This window comes from Streptomyces rishiriensis, from assembly GCF_030815485.1.
GTDB classification, from domain to species: Bacteria; Actinomycetota; Actinomycetes; order Streptomycetales; family Streptomycetaceae; genus Streptomyces; species Streptomyces rishiriensis_A.
Map to the genome: position 1 here is coordinate 3,512,467 of NZ_JAUSWV010000002.1, position 18,925 is coordinate 3,531,391.

The window sequence follows — 18,925 nt, forward strand, 5'->3', positions numbered from 1 at the left end:
GGCCCGTCGGCCTGCGCTACCCGTCCAGCTCCGCGATCCTCGCCGTCGACGGCTCCCTGCGGTCCTGGGCCGCCCGCGCGGCGAAGTCGGCCGTACGCAGCACCCGCTGGACGTTGCCCCAGGTCAGCAGGGTGATATCGGTCTCCGGCCAGCCCCGGCGGAGCAGCTCGGCGATCAGGTGCGGATAGCCGGAGGCGTCGGCGAGCCCCTGCGGGTGGGCGGCGCCCGAGTCGTAGGTGCCGGACAGGCCGACGCAGTCCGGCCCCGCGATCGCGCGGACGTGGTCGAGATGGTCGGCGACGTCCCGGAGGCCGGGGCCGGTCTGCTCGGCGGTCAGCGGCACCAGGCAGAGTCCCTTGGCCGCGCCGAGCCCGGCGAGCAGTTCGTCGGACAGGTTGGCGGGGTGGGGTCGCAGCGCGCGGGCGGCGGAGCGGGTGCACAGGACGGGTGTCCTCGAGAGGGTCAGGACCCGGCCGACGGTGAGGTCGCAGGCCCCGGAGAGGTCGGCGAGCACGCCGAGCCGGTTCATCTCGCGCACGACCTCCTCGCCGAACCGGGTCAGCCCCGCGTCGCCCGCCCAGGAGGTGCCGGCGAGGGTGAGGACGCGCAGCCCGAGGGAGTGCAGCACGCGCAGGACGCCCAGGGAGTCGTCGAGCGCGGCGGCCGTGGCCGGGCCCAGGACCACGGCGACCCGGCCGCACTTGTGGGCGTCGATGAGCTGCCCGGCGCTGCGGGCGAGCCGCAGTCCTTCGGGGTGGGCGGCGACCACCGACCGGGCGAGGTCCAGTTGCTCCAGAGTGGCCCCGACGGCCCGCTCGGCGGCGAGGCCCTCGGGCAGGTGCAGCGACCAGAGCAGCGCGCCGACGTTGCCCCGGCGCAGCCGCGGCACGTCCGTGTCGACGGCGCTCTCGCCGGACTGGAGGTCGTACCAGGGCAGCTGACGCAGCGCCGAGGACAGTCCGCTGTACCCGTCGGCGACGGGGTGCGCGGCGAGAAGGGCGCGGGCGCGCTCCAGGGGGGTGCCCCCGGGCTCCTGGGCGGTCTTGACGGCTCCGGCGGCCTCGGCGGCCTCCTCGGCCGTGAGCGGCGCGTACGGGCCGAACGGAGCCGCCTGCGCCTCGTCGTCGAGCTCGCCGACCTCGGGGAGGGTGTGCGGCTCGTCATGGAGGTCGGCCATGGCGGTCTCCGTACGTCGATCAGCAGTACGGTCACCGTCGCACGCGGGACGGCCGGCTTCCTGGTGGACGGGGCGTTCGGGGGACCCGGCGGGTGTGGTCGGGGCGGGCCGGCCGGTACGACCGGCCGGCCCGCCCCGACCGACCGGGTCAGCCGTCGAGCGACTCGATCGTCGCGTGGGAGGCCGGGCGGGCGGCCTGGAGGCCGCGGGCCACGTCCTCCGCCGCGCCGAGCACGCGCACCGCGTTCTGCCAGGTCAGCTTGGCGAGGTCCGGCCTGGACCAACCGCGCTCGAGGAGCTCCGCGATCAGGTTGGGGTAGCCGGAGACGTCGTCGAGGCCGTCGGGGGTGAAGGCGGTGCCGTCGTAGTCGCCGCCGATGCCGATGTGCTCGATGCCGGCCACCTCGCGCATGTGGTCGAGGTGATCGGCGACCGTGGCGACGGTGGCGACGGGGCGGGGGTTCGTCTCCTCGAAGGCCCGGTGGACCTTCATCGCCTCGGCCGTGGTGGCGAGGTGGTGGAAGCCGTGGGCCCGCATGTTGTCGTCGGCGGCGGCCGTCCAGTCCACCGCCGCCTGGAGGACGAACTTCGGCACGAAGGTCACCATCGCCATGCCGCCGTTGGCGGGAAGGCGTCCGAGGACGTCGTCCGGGATGTTGCGGGGGTGGTCGCAGACCGCTCGCGCGGAGGAGTGCGAGAAGATCACCGGCGCGGCCGACGCGTCGAGCGCGTCCCGCATCGTCGTCGCCGCCACGTGCGAGAGGTCGACCAGCATGCCCTCGCGGTTCATCTCGCGCACGACCTCGCGGCCGAAGGCGGACAGGCCGCCGACCCGGGGTTCGTCGGTCGCGGAGTCCGCCCAGTCCACGTTGTCGTTGTGGGTGAGCGTCATGTAGCGCACGCCGAGCGCGTACAGGCCGCGCAGGGTGCCGAGCGAGTTGGCGATGGAGTGGCCGCCCTCCGCCCCCATGAGGGAGGCGATACGGCCCTCCGCGCGCGCCGCCTCCATGTCCGCGGCCGTCAGCGCGGCGCGCAGGTCCCGCGGGTGGCGGGCGACGAGCCGCCGCACGCAGTCGATCTGCTCCAGCGTCGCCGGGACCGCGTCGGGCAGGTCCGCGCGCACGTAGACCGACCAGTACTGCGCGCCGACCCCGCCCGCGCGCAGCCGGGGGATGTCGGTGTGCAGGTGGGCGTCCTGGTGGCCGGCGATGTCGCGGGCGTCGAGGTCGTAGCGGACCTGTTCGCGCAGCGCCCAGGGCAGGTCGTTGTGGCCGTCGACGACGGGGAACTCCCGCAGGAGCTCGCGGGCCGCGTCCAGTGAGGTCATCTGCGTCACTTTCCGAAACCGAAGCCGCTCGAGCCCTCGACCTTGGCGCGCAACCGCTTGCCCTTCTCGGTGGCCTGGTCGTTCAGCTCCTGCTGGAAGTCCCGCATGCGGGCGAGCAGCTCCTCGTCGTGGGTGGCGAGGATGCGGGCGGCCAGCAGACCGGCGTTGCGGGCGCCGCCCACCGAGACCGTGGCGACCGGCACCCCGGCCGGCATCTGCACGATCGACAGCAGGCTGTCCATGCCGTCCAGGTACTTCAGGGGCACGGGCACGCCGATCACCGGCAGCGGGGTCACCGAGGCGAGCATGCCGGGGAGGTGGGCGGCGCCGCCGGCCCCCGCGATGATCACCTTGAGTCCGCGCCCGTCCGCCTGCTCGCCGTAGGCGATCATCTCGCGCGGCATGCGGTGCGCGGACACGACGTCGACCTCGTAGGCGATCTCGAACTCGTCGAGGACCTGCGCGGCGGCCTCCATGACGGGCCAGTCGCTGTCCGACCCCATGACGATGCCGACCGAGGGAAGGGGCGGCGCGTCGGCGTTCGTCGCGCGGTGAAGGTCGGGCGACGGGAGGGCAGAGCTCATTCGGTGATCGTGCCTCTCAGGTAACCGGCTGCGTGACGTGCGCGTTCGAGGACGTCGTCGAGGTCGTCGCCGTAGGTGTTGACGTGGCCGACCTTGCGGCCGGGCTTCACGTCCTTGCCGTACATGTGGATCTTCAGCTGGGGATCGCGGGCCATGCAGTGCAGGTACGCGGAGTACATGTCCGGATAGTCGCCGCCGAGGACGTTGACCATGACCGTCCACCTGGCGCGCGGGCGCGGGTCGCCGAGAGGGAGGTCGAGGACGGCGCGGACGTGGTTGGCGAACTGCGAGGTGATCGCGCCGTCCATGGACCAGTGGCCCGAGTTGTGCGGGCGCATCGCCAGCTCGTTGACCAGGATGCGGCCGTCGCGGGTCTCGAAGAGCTCCACCGCCAGGTGGCCGACCACGTCCAGTTCCTTGGCGATGCGCAGGGCCAGCTCCTCGGCCCGCAGGGCGAGAGCCCGATCCAGGCCGGGCGCGGGGGCGATCACCGTGTCGCAGACGCCGCCCACCTGCTGCGACTCGACCACCGGGTACGCGACCGCCTGCCCGTGCGGGGAGCGCACGACGTTGGCCGCGAGCTCGCGGACGTAGTCCACCTTCTCCTCGGCCAGGACGGGGACGCCGGCGCGGAAGGGCGCCGCCGCCTCCTCGACCGAGTCGACGACCCACACGCCCTTGCCGTCGTAGCCGCCGCGGACGGTCTTGAGGACCACCGGGAAGCCGTCGCCCTCGACGCCCTCGGCCAGGCCCTCGGCGGCGAACGCGGCCACGTCCGCCGGGTCGCTCACGATCCGGTGCCGGGGGCACGGGACGCCGATCGCGTCGAGCCGCGCGCGCATCACCCCCTTGTCCTGGGCGTGCACCAGCGCGTCGGGGCCCGGGCGGACGGGAATGCCGTCCGCCTGCAGCGCCCTGAGGTGCTCGGTGGGTACGTGTTCGTGATCGAAGGTGATCACATCGCACCCGCGCGCGAACTCACGGAGCGTGTCGAGATCGCGATAGTCGCCGATGACGACTTCGCTCACGACCTGCGCCGCGGAATCCAGGGGGGTGTCACTGAGGAGCTTGAATCTGATGCCGAGCGGGATGCCCGCCTCGTGTGTCATACGAGCGAGCTGGCCCCCGCCGACCATGCCGACTACCGGGAACGTCACGACCCCAGGGTATCGGCCACATCGGCGCGGCCGAATTCCGTGTCTCTTACCGGGACCATTCCCGCCTCATACCGACCGTTTCCCCCCTTCTTCCCCGCTGGACACCGAGGCGTGAGCCGCACCACAGGAAACCGGCAGGAGGGGTGGTTAGCATGGCTGGGTTGACGAAACCGAACCCGGACGGGGGCCTGTACGACCATGGCGCATGGTTCCTCGGGGCTGAGGAGGGTCGTCCGCGAGCTCGCCAAGTTCGGGGCCGTGGGCGGCGCGGGGCTGCTCGTCAACCTCGGGATCTTCAACCTCGTCCGGCATCTCACCGACCTCCAGGTCGTGCGGGCCAGTGTCATAGCGACGGTCGTGTCGATCGTCTTCAACTACGTGGGGTTCCGCTACTTCACCTACCGCGACCGCGACAAGAGCGGGCGGACGAAGGAACTGACGCTGTTCCTGCTGTTCAGCGCGGTGGGACTGGTGATCGAGAACGGTCTGCTGTTCGCCGCGACGTACGGCTTCGGCTGGGACAGCCCGATCCAGAGCAACGTGTTCAAGTTCGTCGGCATCGGGATCGCGACGCTCTTCCGGTTCTGGTCCTACCGGACGTGGGTCTTCCGGACCCTGCCGGTGCCGGAGGCCGTGATCGGCGCCGACCCTTTCCTGACGGTGGCCGAGCAGTCCCGCAAGCCCGAGCCGAGGGCCGGCACGCGAGTGAGCTGACGACCGGACGCCGGTCGGACGTCGGCCGACGCCGGCCGGCCCGGCCGCGAAAAGGCCGAGCCGCGGCGGGCGGATGCTGCCCGACGCGCGACGGACCGCAGGCGCCACCCGACGCGACCGGCCGCGGGCGCCGCCCGACGTGCGCCTACCTGACCGTCGGCTCGCCGTCCTCCGCGGTCCGCTTCTGCGGGGCCGTACGGGACAGGAACAAGGCGAAGATCGGCGGCTGGGTCTGGAGCATCTCCAGCCGGCCGCCGTCGGCCTCCGCCAGGTCGCGGGCCACCGCCAGGCCGATGCCCGTGGAGTTGCGGCCGCTGATGGCCCGCTCGAAGATGCGGGCGCCCAGGTCGGCGGGGACGCCGGGGCCCTCGTCGGTGACCTCGACCACGGACTGGTTGCCGGTGACGCGGGTGCGCAGCGCCACCGTGCCGCCGCCGTGCATGAGGGAGTTCTCGATCAGGGCGGCCAGCACCTGCGCGACCGCGCCGGGTGTGCCCACCGCCCGCAGATGACGCTTGCCCGAGCTGACGATGGCCCGGCCCACACCGCGGTAGGCGGGGCGCCACTCCTCGAGCTGCTGCTGGATGACCTCGTCGAGGTCGAAGGTGACCGCCGAGCCGGTGCGGGGGTCCCGGGCGTTGGTCAGGAGGCGTTCGACCACGTCCGTCAGTCGCTCCACCTGCGTCAGCGCGATCGTCGCCTCCTCCTTCACGGTGTCCGGGTCGTCGGTGAGGGTGATCTCCTCCAGCCGCATGGAGAGGGCCGTGAGCGGCGTGCGCAGCTGGTGGGAGGCGTCCGCCGCGAGACGGCGCTCGGCGGTCAGCATGCGGGCGATGCGCTCGGCGGAGGCGTCGAGGACGTCGGCGACCCGGTCGAGCTCGGGGACGGCGTACCGCTTGTGCCGGGGCCGGGGGTCGCCCGAGCCCAGCCGCTCCGCCGTCTCCGCGAGGTCGGTCAGGGGGGAGGCGAGCCGGTTGGCCTGGCGGATGGCCAGCAGCACCGCCGCGATCACCGCGAGCAGCGCCACCAGGCCGATGATCAACAGCGTGCGGCCGACTTCCCGGGTGACCGTGGAGCGCGGTTCCTGGACCAGGACGGTCTCGCCCTCCTCGCCCCGCGCCGTCGCCTTGATCACATCGCCGCGTGGCTCGGTGCCGACCTGGATGACCGTCCGGCCGGGGATCCGGATCTCGGCGTAGCGGTCCTGCGTGACCTGGTCGCGCAGTATCTCGGCGGTGACGTCCTCCGAGCCGACCAGCCGGCTGTCCACGATGCTGGCCAGCCGCAGCGCCTCCGAGTCCACCCGTTCCTGGGCGCTGTTGCTGATCGTCCGGGTCTCGACGATGACGAGGGACACCCCGAAGACGGCGATGACGACGAGCACGACGGCAAGGGTGGACTGAATGAGACGGCGACGCACGAGGCCCTCCGGGCGATGACTTCACGAGTCCGGTCGGGGCAGCGCCGCCGCAGCGCGGCGCCGCTACGAGACCGGTCGGGGCAACCCCCTGGGGGCGCGGGGAACTGTGCGAGCAGCCCCACGGCCCGCAGCCGACGACGCAACGCGCGTCGACGGCCGAGCCCCCGCGGCAGCGGTCAGCTCTTCTCGAAGCGGAAGCCGACACCCCGCACGGTGGCGATGTAGCGAGGGTTCGCCGCGTCGTCGCCGAGCTTCTTGCGCAGCCAGGAGATGTGCATGTCGAGGGTCTTGGTCGACGACCACCAGGTGGTGTCCCAGACCTCGCGCATCAGCTGGTCGCGGGTGACGACCCGGCCCGCGTCGCGGACGAGGACCCGCAGCAGGTCGAACTCCTTGGCCGTGAGCTGGAGTTCCTCCTCGCCCATCCAGGCGCGGTGCGACTCGACGTCGATGCGGACGCCGTGCGTGGCGGGCGGCTGCTGGGGCTCGGACGCGCCGCGCCGCAGCAGGGCCCGGACCCGGGCCAGCAGCTCGGCCAGCCGGAAGGGCTTGGTGACGTAGTCGTCGGCGCCCGCGTCCAGACCGACGACGGTGTCCACCTCGTCGGCGCGCGCGGTCAGGATGAGGATCGGGATCGCGTGGCCCTCCGCGCGCAGTCGGCGGGCCACCTCCAGACCGTCCATGCCGGGCAGCCCGAGGTCGAGCACGACCAGGTCGACGCCGCCCTGCATACCGGCGTCGAGCGCGGTGGGGCCGTCCTCACGCACCTCGACCTCGTAACCTTCCCGGCGCAGGGCGCGGGCCAGCGGCTCCGAGATCGACGCGTCGTCCTCGGCGAGCAGTACACGGGTCATGAGCTGATGGTAGACCGCGCCGGGCGGCGGCCGAAGTGTGATCGCCCGGCTGTTTCTTACTCACGGACATGCCGGGCAGACCGCATGCCGCGCGGCCCGCCATCCCCCCGTCGATCTTGGTACGGACCTACGGTCGGGGGATGGCATCCTGGTGCAGACCTTCGAAACCTCCCCCACGGTTCCTTGATCACCTGTGATCCGTGTCTCAAGTCCTTCCATATCAGGCGTTGTGCTGCCGTATGGTGAAGTAACGCCTGTAGCACGCACGGACCTTCGGCGGTCGGCTAGACGTCGAGGGTCTCCTTTGTGTGCGGGCCGGTCCCCGCCGGCCTCCAGAGGAACGACCTGTGGCCGGGCCCCCGACTCGAGGGGGCGTGGATCCCGGTGGTCGCGGTCCGCCGCTCCGAGACCCGGAGCGGACTCCCCCGGGGCGTGGGGGTGGACGACGCGGTCCGCCGGTGCCGGCCGCCCCCCACCGGGCGCGCAACGCTCCACTGCGACGCGCGTCCCGAGCAGCAAGGAACGACATGGCGTCCAGCCTGACGAAGGACTCGGTCCGCCCGGGCACACCCGGCTCCGGGAAGACCTTCTTCGGCCACCCCCGCGGACTGGCCACTCTCTTCATGACCGAGATGTGGGAGCGATTCTCCTACTACGGCATGAGGGCCCTGCTCCCGCTGTACCTGGTCGCTCCCGGCGGCCTGCACCTCAGCGCGGCGACCGCGACCGCGATCTACTCGGTCTATCTGTCGCTCGTGTACCTGCTCGCCCTGCCCGGCGGCTGGTTCGCGGACCGCGTGCTCGGCCCGCGCAAGACCGTCGCCGTCGCCGGCGCGATCATCATGCTCGGCCACCTGACCCTCGCGCTGCCGAACGCCGGCACCTTCTACGGGGGCCTGGGCCTGGTCGCCATAGGATCCGGCCTGCTCAAGGCCAACATCTCGACGATGGTCGGCCACCTCTACGACGGGCCCGACGACCCGCGCCGCGACGGTGGTTTCACGCTCTTCTACATCGGCATCAACCTGGGCGCGTTCGCCGCGCCGCTGATCATCGGCACCATCGGTGAGAACGTCAACTGGCACCTGGGCTTCGCGCTGGCCGCGCTCGGCATGGGTCTGGGCCTCGCCCAGTTCCTGCTGGGCAGCCGCCACCTGAGCTCCCGCTCGGACGTCGTCCCCACGCCGCTGTCCGCGCGGGAGAAGGCGGCCACGCTGCGGAAGGCCGCGTTCTGGGCGGCCGTCGCGATCGTCTTCTACGCCGTCGTCGGTGTCTCCGGCGTCTACACGCTGAACTGGCTGCTGGTCCCGATCACCGTCGCCGGTCTCGTCATCCCGGTCGTCGTCATCGCCCGGATGAAGCGCGACAAGGAGCTGGACCGCGCCGAGCAGTCCCAGCTGACCGCCTACGTCTGGTTCTTCGTCGCCGCCGCCGTGTTCTGGATGATCTACGACCAGGGCGGCTCGACGCTGTCCCTGTTCGCCGAGTCCTCGGCCAAGAACACCGTCCTCGGCTGGGACTTCCCGGTCTCCTGGTACCAGTCGGTCAACCCGGTCCTGATCATGGCCCTGGCCCCGCTCTTCGCCTGGGCCTGGCTGGCCCTGGCGAAGCGCGGCAAGGAGCCGAGCACCGCGACGAAGTTCGCGATGGGTCTGGTCCTGGTCGGCGCGTCCTTCTTCCTCTTCCTGGCCCCGCTGTCGATCGCCGAGGGCGGTCACAAGGCGGCCGCGCTGTGGCTGGCGGCGATCTACTTCGTGCAGACCGTCGGCGAGCTGACCCTCTCCCCGGTCGGCCTGTCGGTCACCACGAAGATGGCTCCCGCCAAGTACGCCTCGCAGATGATGGGCGTCTGGTTCCTGGCCGTCACCGCCGGTGACGCCACGACCGGTCTGCTGTCCATCGCGGGCGTCGACCTCAACAGGACGGGCATCGTGGCCCTGGAGGCGGTGCTCGCCGTCATCGCCGGTGTGGCGGTGTGGATGTACCGCAAGAAGGTCAAGGCGCTCATGGGCGACGTCCACTGACGTCCGCTCCCCCGCCTGCCGGAGGGCCGCCGTATCCCCTGGGATGCGGCGGCCCTCCGTCGTCCCGTCCTCGCGCGGCTCAGCTCGCCCTTCTCCTGGGCATGAACGTGAACACCGCGCCGCCCAGCAGCACCGCCGTGCCCGCCACCAGGCCCAGCGCCTTCAGGGTGCCGTGGTCGCCGGAACCCGTCTCCGCGAGGCCGCCGCCGGTCGACGTGGACCCGCCCGAGGAGGACGAGGAGCCACTGCCGCCGGACGCGCCGCTCGCCTGTTCCGCGGTGTCCAGGGTGAGGGAGACCGCCGTGCTGTCCGGAGTGCAGGTGGTGGTCGTGCCCATGGCCTCGATGGTGAGGACGCCCGGGGAGAGCGTGGACTCACCGGTCGCGCCGGGCTTGTAGACGCCCGTGAGGTCCGGGATCTCGATCGGCTGGTTCTGCGGGATCGGCGCGGAGTTCAGCGGACCCTGCACCGTCACCGAGCCCTGGTCCGCACCGCCCAGCACGATCCGCATGGTGGGCTTCACCTTGCCGGCCGGAATGTCGATCGGGCTGTCCATCACCGACTTCTTGAACTGGGCGGTGAGGTCGTAACTCCCGCCGTTCTTCCTGGCGTTGATCTGGATGGGCGAGGTGGCCTTCTTCTCTCCGATCGGCGACTGGCAGGTGTAGGGGATGTCGACGACCTTGCCGGTGAAGTCGGTCCGACCGCCGTCTCCGCCGCTCGCGGACGCCGACGGGGAGGTGCTGGGCGTGCCGGACGCGCTCGACGAGGGCGACGGGCTCTGGCTCTGCGAGGGGCCGGGGGACGTACTCGGCGAGGCCGAGCCCGAGCCGGTGCCCGAACTCCCCTCCCCGGTCGTCACGGTGATGGTCGCCGCCGGCCGGACGGCCTCCGTGGGCGCGCACCTGGTGTCCGTGGACAGCGCGTTGACGACGTACGCGTCCGGGGTCAGCGTCACCTGTCCGGCCGCCGTCAGCTTCAGCGTGCCCTTCATGTCGGACAGCGTCATCGCGCCGCCCTTGGGGATCGCCGGGTTCTCGCGCGGCCCCTGCATCGCGATGTCGGCGGTCTGCGCGCCGGCCGCCTTCAGGGTGCCGGACGGCTGGACCGAGTTCGCGGGCAGGTCGATGATGTCGGGGTTCTTCGACGCGGCCTGGGTGAACTTCCAGACGACGTCGACGGTGTCACCGACCTTCGCCGTCGCCGGCGCCGTGATCTCGACCTTCGTGGTGCCGTTGACGTCGGGCAGGCCGATGCCCGAGGGCGGCACGCACTTGGTGGCGTAGGCCACCTCGGCGGCCTGGGCCTGCCCGGCGCTCACGCCCAGCAGGACGGCCGCCCCGGTGAACAGGACGGCGGCGCCCGCCGCTGCCGCTCGCTTCCGCGCGGGCGCGCGGTCGGGTGGTACGGCTCTCTCACTCACGTGGATCCCTTCCTGCCGGGAGTCGTGGGGCTCGTCGGACGGTCTTCGTGCGGTGCGGAGAGCCGGCCCGCCGGGCCCGGACCGGTGTCCGGGGTGAACCACGGCAGGGTCGCGTTCGGGGTGGGGGGCGCGGCACCCGGGGGCGCGGTCGCCGTCCTGCGTCCGTGGCCGCGCCCCGGGACGCGCACGGGCCGCCGGGCCGCATGGCGCGGGCCCACCCGGTCCACCACCGCCATCCCGATGCGGAACACCGCTGCGGGCACCACCAGGCAGAGCAGGATCCAGAACAGGGTCACGCCCCAGGGGCGGCCCACCCCCCACGGCTGTTCGGCGAGGACCTTCCCGCCGTACTTCAGGGAGACGGTGTAGTCGCCGTGGGCGCCGGCGGTGAGTTCGACGGGCAGTTCGACGCGGGCCTTCTCACCGGGACGGAGCGTGCCGCGCCACTGCCGCTCGTCCCACTGCGGCGCGAACACGCCGTGGGCGGTGCCGACCTGGAAGACGGGGTTCCGGACGGGCGCGGTGCCCACGTTGCCGACGGTGAAGGCGAGGGTGCGGGAGGGCGGCGCGCCGAACCAGGTCAGCAGCGAGCCGGAGCCGTCGAGCCGGGTGTCGGTGAGCACGGACAGGCGTCCGCCGGCCGTCTGCGCGGGCAGCGGTTCGACCGGGTGCCCGGCCACCTGGAGCACCGCGTCGGCCTGCGCCTTCGCTCCGGTCGCGGTGGCGACGTGCACCACGCACGGGCACGGCACCGGCGGCTCGGTCACCGGCAGTGCCCTGCTGAAGCGGCCGTCGGCGTCGGTGGTGACGGCCCGTCCGTCGGCGTTGGCGCAGGAGTTGGTGCCGCCGACCACGCCCCGGGCCGGTGTCGCCTGCCCGCAGACCAGCAGCATCAACAGGGCGCCCGAACGCCAGCCGGTGCCACTCACGGTGACCGAACCACCCGCCCCCGCCTGCGCCGTGGAAAGGGCGACGGCCGGCTTGCCCTCCGCCGCCGCGGCGGTGCCTGCCGACGGCGCCGAGAGCGGGAGCAGCATCAGCAGCAGGGCGGGCGCCAGCGCCGCGATCCGGAGCTTGCCTCTCATGTCCGTGCTCCCCTCGGCATGGCCTGCGTCGTGGCCTGCGTCGCGCTGCCGGTCGCGGCCTCCGTCGCGGCCGTCCGGCGTCCGCGTCGCCGTACGGCCACCGCCGCCGCGGCGACCGACAGCACGCCGGCCGCCGCACCCGCCGCCGCACCCCCTGGCAGGAACCGCGCGGACGCCCGTCCGGTGGCCCCCGGCGCTCCCGGCGCGGTCACCGTCAGACGGACGGTGACGGCGTCCAGGGCCGGGCGGTCGGGCCACGGTTCGTCGAGCGCGAGCCGGCGGCCCGGAGGCAGCCGGACGGGCAGGGTGCGCGGGGCGCGGTCCAGGACGGCGCCGAGGACACCGTCCGCGTGGACGGCGAGCCGCGGAACGAGCGCCGTGGTGCCGCGGTTGACCAGTTCGTACGTGATGCGGTCGCCGCGCACGGCCACGTGCTCGACGGTCAGCGCGGCGAGTTTCGGGCCGCCGACCCGGATCAGCAGCCGGACGGCGGACTCCCGGCCGCCGGAGTCCCGTACGAGGAGTTCGCCGGCGCGGTCGCCGGGCGGCGCGTCCGCCGGGACCGTCACCGTGAAGGGCACCTCGGCACGGGTACGGGCGGGGATGCCGAGAGCCGGTTCGGCGAAGGCGACCCGGAGGCCGTCGCCGGTGGCGCGCAGCCGGACGGTGAGCGGCCCCGTGCCCCGGTTGGTGACGGCGAGCGTGTCCTGGAGCACGGCCCCGGGCGTGCCCTCCGCGTAGAAGGACGGCCGTCCCCCGCCGGAGGGCGCGACCGACCAGCCGCCGGGCGCGGCCGGGGTGGCCGCGAGCAGCAGCGGCAGCGACAGGGTCAGCAGCAGGACACGGACGGCGGCGTACGGCATCGGCGGCTCCAGCACTCGTACGAGGGGACGGTCAGCGGCGGGCGCGTGCCGTCTGGCCCCGCCGGGTCAGCCACAGGGCGCCGGCCGCGCCCGCGAGGAGCACCGTGCCGCCGAGGGTGCCGAGGGCGACGGCGGAGTCCTCGGGGCCGGTCTGCGGGAGGCCGCCGCCGGAGCCGCCGTCACTCGTGCTGCCGCCGCCCGTGCCGCTGCCGCCGCCGCTCGTGCCGCCGCCCGCCGCGGTCACGTCGAGGGTCAGCGAGGGGCCGGCGTTGTTGGTGGGCGTGCAGGTGGTGGTCGTACCGAGCGCCTTGATGGTGAGCACGCCGGCCGTGAAGGTGACCTTGCCGGTCTTCTTCGGGGTGTACGTGCCACTCAGGTCGTTGATCTTGATGGGGGTGTTCTCGGGGATCGCGGCCTGGTTGGCGGGGCCGGTGACCTCGAGGGTGCCGCTGTCGGCGCCGCCCAGCCTGATCGTGGCGCTCGGCTTCATGGAGCCGGCGCCGAGTTCGACGGGGCTGGAGGAGACGCCCTTCTGCCAGGACATGGTGATCTTGTAGCCGCCGCCGCTCTTGACGCCCTTGATGTCGATGGGCGATACGGCGCTCTTGTCGCCGATGGGCGTCTTGCAGGCGTAATCGACGTTCACGACCTCGGCCACCGCCGCGGGGGCGGCCATCCACACCGCCGAGCCGGCCAGGGCCGCGGCAGTCGCGAGCGCGGCGGTTCGCTTCCGGTTCGACACGGTCCCGTCCCCTCACTCCCACCGCCCCGCCCTTACTGACGAGGCATCAGATTGAGCCGTCAAGGTACGCCCGGGGCGATGAGGAGGGAAGAGAACGTACACGCCGGAGTTGCGGCGATCCGGCGCGCGGATCCGGTGGGTTTCAAGGACACCCGGGACTCCCCTGCGGCTGGGCGCCCCGCACGACGGCGACCCTCCGCCGGGGCGCCGACGCAGCCCCGGAACGGCGGCCGGTCCCGCTCGCTCACCTCGCGGGGCACGGCCGGCCGGAAGCCGGTCGGATCGGCCGGGGAGCAGGGCCGGTCGGGAGGGGAGCAGGCGCCGGTAGACCGAAAAGGGGGTCCGTCCGGCCGACAGGGGTCCAGGACCGAAAGCAGGCCGGAAACGGGAAGTGAGCGGAGTGGCCCCGTGCCCCGCGCCCCAGGCCCCCGAACCGGGCCCAGGACCGGAGCGGCTGGGCCCAGAGCGGGCCCGGAACCGGAAACGCGCCAGGAACGGGCCCCGAACCCGGAAGCGGAAACGCGCTGGGAACCCGGAACGGGCCCCGAACCCGGAAGCGGAAACGCGCTGGGAACCCGGAACGGGCCCCGAACCCGGAACCGGGAACACGCCCGGAACCGGGAGCAGGCCCGGGGGCCGGCGGGGTCAGGCCGGGGCTGCGCCCAGTTCCGCCCAGACCGTCTTGCCCGCGGTGTCCGGGGTCCGGATGACGCCCCAGTCCAGGCAGAGACGCTGGACGATGAACATGCCGTGGCCGCCGGGGCGGCCCGCGCGGTGGGGGGTGCGGGGGGTCGGCTGGCCCGCACCGCGGTCCGAGACCTCGACGCGGATCACCTTGTTGTCACAGCTGAGGACCATGCCGTCCGGTCCCTCGGCATGCAGACACGCGTTGGTGACCAGCTCGGAGACGACGAGCAGCACGTCCTCCGCGGCGGCCCGCCGGTCGGCGGTGGCCGCGGGCAGCCAGGCCCACGCGTAGAGCGCCTGGCGGGCGAAGTCGCGGGCGAGCGGGACGACCCCGCTGGCGTCGTCGAAGCTCAGCCGGCGTACCTGGCGGCCGCCCGGCGACCCGGACGTCACGGTCGCCGCGCCCCCTTGGGACACCTCGGCTCCCTGCGCGCCCCCCTCGGACGCTTCGGGAGCGCCGCTGGGCTCCGGGCCGCGGTCGCCCGGCGAACAAGGCCGGGTGGTGCTCATCAGCGCTTCACCTCACCGATTCCCCGATTCACCGGTTCACAATTCACAAGTCGGATCACTGCAAGTCCGTACGTAGGCGGACGGCGTTCGTGTCGGCATTGCCGCCGACATCTTCGGGTTCAGGATGTCTCCTGCCCGAGAGAACCGCCGGAACACCCCCCGTTCCCGTCCGTTCGCACCCGTTTCCGGCGGACGGCGGAGTTCAGCCGTCCTCGTCACGCTCGCCGCGCCCGTCACTCAGGGCGTCCTCGACCGTGGCGTGCACGGTGAACACCGCGTCCGCTCCGGTGATCTCGAAGACCCGCGCCACCACGGGCAGCATGCCCGCCAGATGGACTCCGCCACCGGCCGCCTCCGCCTTCAGGCGGGCGCCGAGCAGCACGTTGAGCCCGGTGGAGTCGCAGAACTCCAGACGCGTGCAATCCACCACGAGGCGACTGAGCCCCTTGGAAAGGCAGTCGTCGAGTGGCTCACGCAACAGATCGGCGGTGTGGTGATCCAACTCACCCGCCGGAGTAACCACGGCGCTGGAGCCCTCTTGCCGCACCTCGACCAGAAGCCGGCCAGACTGTGCGCTGCCGACCGTCCCGCGGTCCATGCCGTCTCTTCTCCTGGGGTCGCTGACTCTTCCTGACGCCCTCGCACCCTACGCCTTCGACCCGCGCCTCAACACCCGAACAATCGCACACAAACAGACATAGTCGGACAAAATGCACTTGCGGCGGGGCAAGTAAAGCGGGTAGGGCTAGTACAAGCACCTACCCGACACGGCCGGCTTTGGAGGCGCCGCACACCGCAGTGCACTCACTGGCTTCGGCGGCCATACGCCGAGAACGATGGAGGACTTCATGTCACCCCGGCTCGACGCACCGCTTACCCGCGGAGCGACGTCGACACCCCCTCCGGACAAAGAACATCTGGAACCCATCGCGCAGGACGCGGCACCGGACGTCGACCCCACCGACGCCCTCGCCGGACTCCCGGAGATCCCCCCGTACGACGAGGTCGGAGCCGTCGACGCACGGGCCTTGTCCAAGACTTTGTTCGCGCGGCTCGAGTCCCTCGAAGAGGGCACGTACGAGTACTCGTACGTCCGCAACACCCTCGTCGAACTGAACCTCGCCCTGGTCAAGTTCGCCGCCTCCCGGTTCCGCACCCGCAGTGAGCCGATGGAGGACATCATCCAGGTCGGCACCATCGGCCTGATCAAGGCGATCGACCGCTTCCAGCTGTCTCGGGGCGTCGAGTTCCCGACCTTCGCGCTGCCAACCATCATCGGCGAGATCAAGCGCTTCTTCCGTGACACGTCGTGGTCGGTGCGCGTCCCGCGCCGGCTCCAGGAGCTGCGGCTCGAGCTGGCCAGGGCGGGCGACGAACTGGCCCAGCAGCTCGACCGGGCGCCCACCGTCGGGGAGCTGGCCGAGCGTCTCGGCATCTCCAACGAGGAGGTCGTCGAGGGCATGGCCGCGTCCAACGCGTACACGGCCTCGTCGCTCGACGCGCAGCCGGAGGAGGACGACTCCGAAGGCACCCTCGCCGACCGCATCGGCTACGAGGACCACGGGCTCGAAGGCATCGAGTACGTGGAGTCGCTGAAGCCGCTGATCGCCGAACTCCCCTCGCGCGACCGGCAGATCCTCTCCCTGCGCTTCGTCGCCGGTCTGACCCAGTCGGAGATCGGCGAGGAACTCGGCATCTCGCAGATGCACGTGTCGCGGCTGCTGTCGCGGACGCTGGTGCGGCTGCGCAACGGGCTGACGCTGGAGGAGTAGGGGCGACGGCGCGACGGCTCACGGCGCGCGGCACGGCGCCGGCCCGGAGGCGCACCGCCCGCACCGCCCGTACTGCGCCACCGCCCACGAGAAGCAGAGCGCGCCCCGCGACGATCCTCGCGGGGCGCCGGCGCAGGGCGTGCCCAGGCGGGGCCGGGCCGAGCGGTTGAGCCGGACGCCCGGCTCCCCGTGCCGGCGGAGGCCAGGACCCGTTCCCGGACGGAGCCGGGCACGTACTGAGCAGGGGGCGCGGCGACCGCCGTCGGACCGGTCCGGTCGCTGCCGCTGTCCTCATCCTGGAAACCCGTTGGCCGGCATCCTCCCGGTGACTACTCTGGCCCAGCCCTCTGACCAGCAGAGCCGCTGGGCCAGCCACGTCCTCTGCTCATGAGGAGACCCATGCCCGCCTCTCCTGACTCCCCGGCCGGTCCCTCCCGTCCCGGGCGGCTCGCCGACGTTCCCGTACTGCTGGTCGCCGCCGTGTGGGGGTCGAGTTACCTCGCCGCCAAGGGCGTCACGACCGCCGACACCGGTGCTGGCCGTCCTGGTGCTGCGATTCGCCGTGGTGCTGCCGGTGCTGGTCGGGGCGGGGTGGCGGCGGCTACGGGCGCTGAGCGGCGCCCAGCTGCGCGGGGCCGCGTCGCTGGGGCTGATCCTCGCCGTGATCTTCCTGCTGGAGACCTACGGCGTCGTGCACACCTCCGCGACCAACGCCGGGCTGATCATCAGCCTGACCATGGTGTTCACTCCGCTCGCGGAGAGCGTCGTGCGCGGGGTGCGGCTGCCGGGGGCGTTCATGGCGGCGGCAGGGCTCTCGGTGCTCGGCGTGGCCCTGCTGACGCAGGGCGCCGGGTTCACCGCTCCGTCCGGGGGCGATCTGCTGATGCTGGGGGCCGCCGTCGCCCGTACCGTGCACGTGCTCGCCATGGCGCGCATGGAGTCGGTGCGCGGCGCCGACGCGCTGTCGCTGACGACGGTCCAACTCGGGTCCGCGGTGGGCGTGTTCGCGGTGCTGGTGGCGCTGCCGGGGACGGGCTCGTCGCCGTGGGCGGCCGCCGCGGACTTCGACGGCGGGGACTGGCTGGGGCTGGTCTACCTCTCCGTGTTCTGCACCCTGTTCGCGTTCTTCGTGCAGATGTGGGCGGTCCGCCGTACGTCGCCGTCCCGGGTCAGCCTGCTGCTGGGCACCGAGCCGGTGTGGGCGGCGGCCGTGGGCATCGCGCTGGCCGGGGACCGGCCGGGCTGGCTCGGCTTCGTGGGCGCGGCGCTCGTGCTCGCCGGCACCGGCTGGGGCCGGTCGGCGGCGGACCGGGGGCGGGAGCCTGCCGACCGGGGGCCAAAGCCGTCGGCCGACCCCGCTCGGACCTCCGCTCAGGCAACCGCCGGGGCGACCCGTACGCCGCGTCGCCAGACCTCCGAGACGAGCGGCACGCCGGGCCGGTAGGCGAGGTGGACGTGGCTCGGGGCGTCCAGGAGCATCAGGTCGGCGTAGGCGCCCGGGGCCACGCGTCCCACGTCCGTGCGGCGCAGGGCCGCGGCGCCGCCGGCGGTCGCCGACCACACCGCCTCGTCCGGCGTCATCCGCATGTCCCGCACCGCGAGCGCGATGCAGAACGGCACGGACGAGGTGAAGGACGAGCCGGGGTTGCAGTCGGTGGAGAGGGCGACGGTGACGCCCGCGTCCAGCAGCCGGCGGGCGTCCGGCCACTCGGCCCGGGTGGAGAACTCGGCGCCGGGCAGCAGGGTGGCGACCGTGTTCCCGTTCGCGAGGGCGTCGACGTCCGCGTCCGTGAGGTGGGTGCAGTGGTCGGCGCTGGCCGCGTCCAGTTCGACCGCCAGCTGCACGCCGGGCCCGAAGGAGAGCTGGTTGGCGTGGATGCGGGGGTGCAGTCCCTTCGCCCTGCCCGCGGTGAGGATCGCGCGGGCCTGGTCGCCGTCGAAGGCGCCCTTCTCGCAGAAGACGTCGATCCAGCGGGCGTGCGGGGCGCAGGCGTCGAGCATCTCGCCGGTGACGAGGGCCACGTAACCGGCCGGGTCGTCCGCGTAGTCGGGGGAGACGATGTGCGCGCCGAGGTAGGTGACCTCGTCGGTGTGGGCGGCGGCGAGGCGCAGGGCGCGGGCCTCGTCGGCGACCGTCAGGCCGTAGCCCGACTTGGTCTCGAAGGTGGTGGTGCCCTGACGGAGGGCCTCGGAGAGGAAACGGGTGAGGTTCGCCTCCAGTTCCTCGTCACTGGCCGCCCGGGTGGCCGCCACCGTCGTGCGGATGCCGCCCGCCGTGTAACCGCGTCCCGACATCCGGGCGTTGAACTCCTCGGTGCGGTCGCCCGCGAAGACCAGGTGGGAGTGGGAGTCGACGAAGCCCGGGAGGACCGCCCGGCCGCCGGCGTCGACCCGGTTGTCAGTGGCGGGTGCTTTGCTTGATTCACCGGTCCACACGACGCGGTCGCCCTCGATGACGACGGCCGCGTCCCGGACCAGACCGAGGGGGGATCCGTCGCCGAGGGAGGGATCGTTGGTGACCAGCGTGGCGATGTCGGTGATGACGGTGGTCGTGCCGGTGCTGCTGCTCATCGTCGTGTCCTCGTG

At 72.8% G+C, this 18,925-nt stretch carries 16 protein-coding genes and 1 pseudogene; 4 read left to right on the forward strand and 13 right to left on the reverse strand.

Annotated elements, in window-relative coordinates; translation table 11 throughout:
- Nucleotides 1-16 precede the first annotated feature (16 nt).
- From QF030_RS18025 to QF030_RS18040, 4 genes are all read right to left on the reverse strand, one after another.
- Entirely contained in the window at nucleotides 17-1,177 is a 1,161-nt protein-coding gene (locus tag QF030_RS18025; RefSeq protein WP_307163696.1) for a dipeptidase, read from the reverse strand.
- Nucleotides 1,178-1,325: 148 nt separating this feature from the next.
- On the reverse strand, nucleotides 1,326-2,504 hold the full coding sequence (locus QF030_RS18030; RefSeq protein WP_307163697.1) for a dipeptidase: 1,179 nt from the start codon (nucleotides 2,502-2,504) through the stop codon (nucleotides 1,326-1,328).
- A 5-nt stretch (nucleotides 2,505-2,509) separates the two neighbouring features.
- Nucleotides 2,510-3,007, reverse strand: coding sequence for a 5-(carboxyamino)imidazole ribonucleotide mutase (gene purE, locus QF030_RS18035; RefSeq protein WP_373428898.1), 498 nt, complete (start codon nucleotides 3,005-3,007; stop codon nucleotides 2,510-2,512).
- A 77-nt stretch (nucleotides 3,008-3,084) separates the two neighbouring features.
- On the reverse strand, nucleotides 3,085-4,245 hold the full coding sequence (locus tag QF030_RS18040; protein ID WP_307163699.1) for a 5-(carboxyamino)imidazole ribonucleotide synthase: 1,161 nt from the start codon (nucleotides 4,243-4,245) through the stop codon (nucleotides 3,085-3,087).
- A gap of 198 nt (nucleotides 4,246-4,443) precedes the next feature.
- Between QF030_RS18040 and QF030_RS18045 the strand changes: the two genes are divergently transcribed.
- Nucleotides 4,444-4,959 (forward strand): GtrA family protein, encoded by a 516-nt coding sequence (locus tag QF030_RS18045; RefSeq protein ID WP_307163700.1) that lies wholly within the window; start codon nucleotides 4,444-4,446, stop codon nucleotides 4,957-4,959.
- 145 nt (nucleotides 4,960-5,104) lie between these two features.
- On the opposite strand, the gene QF030_RS18050 is transcribed toward QF030_RS18045, so the two are convergent.
- Both QF030_RS18050 and QF030_RS18055 read right to left on the reverse strand, forming a co-directional pair.
- Nucleotides 5,105-6,379: an ATP-binding protein gene (locus QF030_RS18050; RefSeq protein WP_307163701.1), complete on the reverse strand. Its 1,275-nt coding sequence runs from the start codon at nucleotides 6,377-6,379 to the stop codon at nucleotides 5,105-5,107.
- Nucleotides 6,380-6,555: 176 nt separating this feature from the next.
- Nucleotides 6,556-7,233: a response regulator transcription factor gene (locus tag QF030_RS18055; RefSeq protein ID WP_107443623.1), complete on the reverse strand. Its 678-nt coding sequence runs from the start codon at nucleotides 7,231-7,233 to the stop codon at nucleotides 6,556-6,558.
- A 527-nt stretch (nucleotides 7,234-7,760) separates the two neighbouring features.
- Here QF030_RS18055 and QF030_RS18060 point away from each other — a divergent pair.
- Nucleotides 7,761-9,257, forward strand: coding sequence for an oligopeptide:H+ symporter (locus QF030_RS18060; protein ID WP_307163702.1), 1,497 nt, complete (start codon nucleotides 7,761-7,763; stop codon nucleotides 9,255-9,257).
- A 79-nt stretch (nucleotides 9,258-9,336) separates the two neighbouring features.
- On the opposite strand, the gene QF030_RS18065 is transcribed toward QF030_RS18060, so the two are convergent.
- From QF030_RS18065 to QF030_RS18090, 6 genes are all read right to left on the reverse strand, one after another.
- A complete protein-coding gene (locus tag QF030_RS18065) occupies nucleotides 9,337-10,608 on the reverse strand; it encodes a hypothetical protein (RefSeq protein WP_307167609.1) in 1,272 nt (423 codons plus the stop codon).
- A gap of 68 nt (nucleotides 10,609-10,676) precedes the next feature.
- Nucleotides 10,677-11,765, reverse strand: a complete 1,089-nt coding sequence (locus QF030_RS18070; protein ID WP_307163703.1) for a hypothetical protein — start codon at nucleotides 11,763-11,765, stop codon at nucleotides 10,677-10,679.
- On the reverse strand, nucleotides 11,762-12,628 hold the full coding sequence (locus tag QF030_RS18075; protein WP_307167610.1) for a hypothetical protein: 867 nt from the start codon (nucleotides 12,626-12,628) through the stop codon (nucleotides 11,762-11,764). The genes QF030_RS18070 and QF030_RS18075 overlap by 4 nt, the downstream gene beginning before the upstream one ends.
- Nucleotides 12,629-12,659: 31 nt before the next feature.
- A complete protein-coding gene (locus QF030_RS18080; RefSeq protein ID WP_307163704.1) occupies nucleotides 12,660-13,370 on the reverse strand; it encodes an LPXTG cell wall anchor domain-containing protein in 711 nt (236 codons plus the stop codon).
- A gap of 645 nt (nucleotides 13,371-14,015) precedes the next feature.
- A complete protein-coding gene (locus tag QF030_RS18085) occupies nucleotides 14,016-14,567 on the reverse strand; it encodes an ATP-binding protein (protein ID WP_307163705.1) in 552 nt (183 codons plus the stop codon).
- A 202-nt stretch (nucleotides 14,568-14,769) separates the two neighbouring features.
- Nucleotides 14,770-15,165: an STAS domain-containing protein gene (locus tag QF030_RS18090; RefSeq protein ID WP_307163706.1), complete on the reverse strand. Its 396-nt coding sequence runs from the start codon at nucleotides 15,163-15,165 to the stop codon at nucleotides 14,770-14,772.
- Nucleotides 15,166-15,403: 238 nt separating this feature from the next.
- Here QF030_RS18090 and QF030_RS18095 point away from each other — a divergent pair, with 238 nt between their 5' ends.
- Nucleotides 15,404-16,339: an RNA polymerase sigma factor SigF gene (locus tag QF030_RS18095; RefSeq protein ID WP_307163707.1), complete on the forward strand. Its 936-nt coding sequence runs from the start codon at nucleotides 15,404-15,406 to the stop codon at nucleotides 16,337-16,339.
- 399 nt (nucleotides 16,340-16,738) lie between these two features.
- Nucleotides 16,739-17,783: pseudogene (locus QF030_RS18100) on the forward strand (EamA family transporter).
- Here the strand turns inward: QF030_RS18100 and hutI are convergent.
- Complete coding sequence (hutI, locus tag QF030_RS18105) at nucleotides 17,711-18,910, reverse strand: imidazolonepropionase (protein WP_307163708.1); 1,200 nt, start codon at nucleotides 18,908-18,910, stop codon at nucleotides 17,711-17,713. The pseudogene QF030_RS18100 and the gene hutI overlap by 73 nt on opposite strands.
- Nucleotides 18,911-18,925 lie beyond the last annotated feature (15 nt).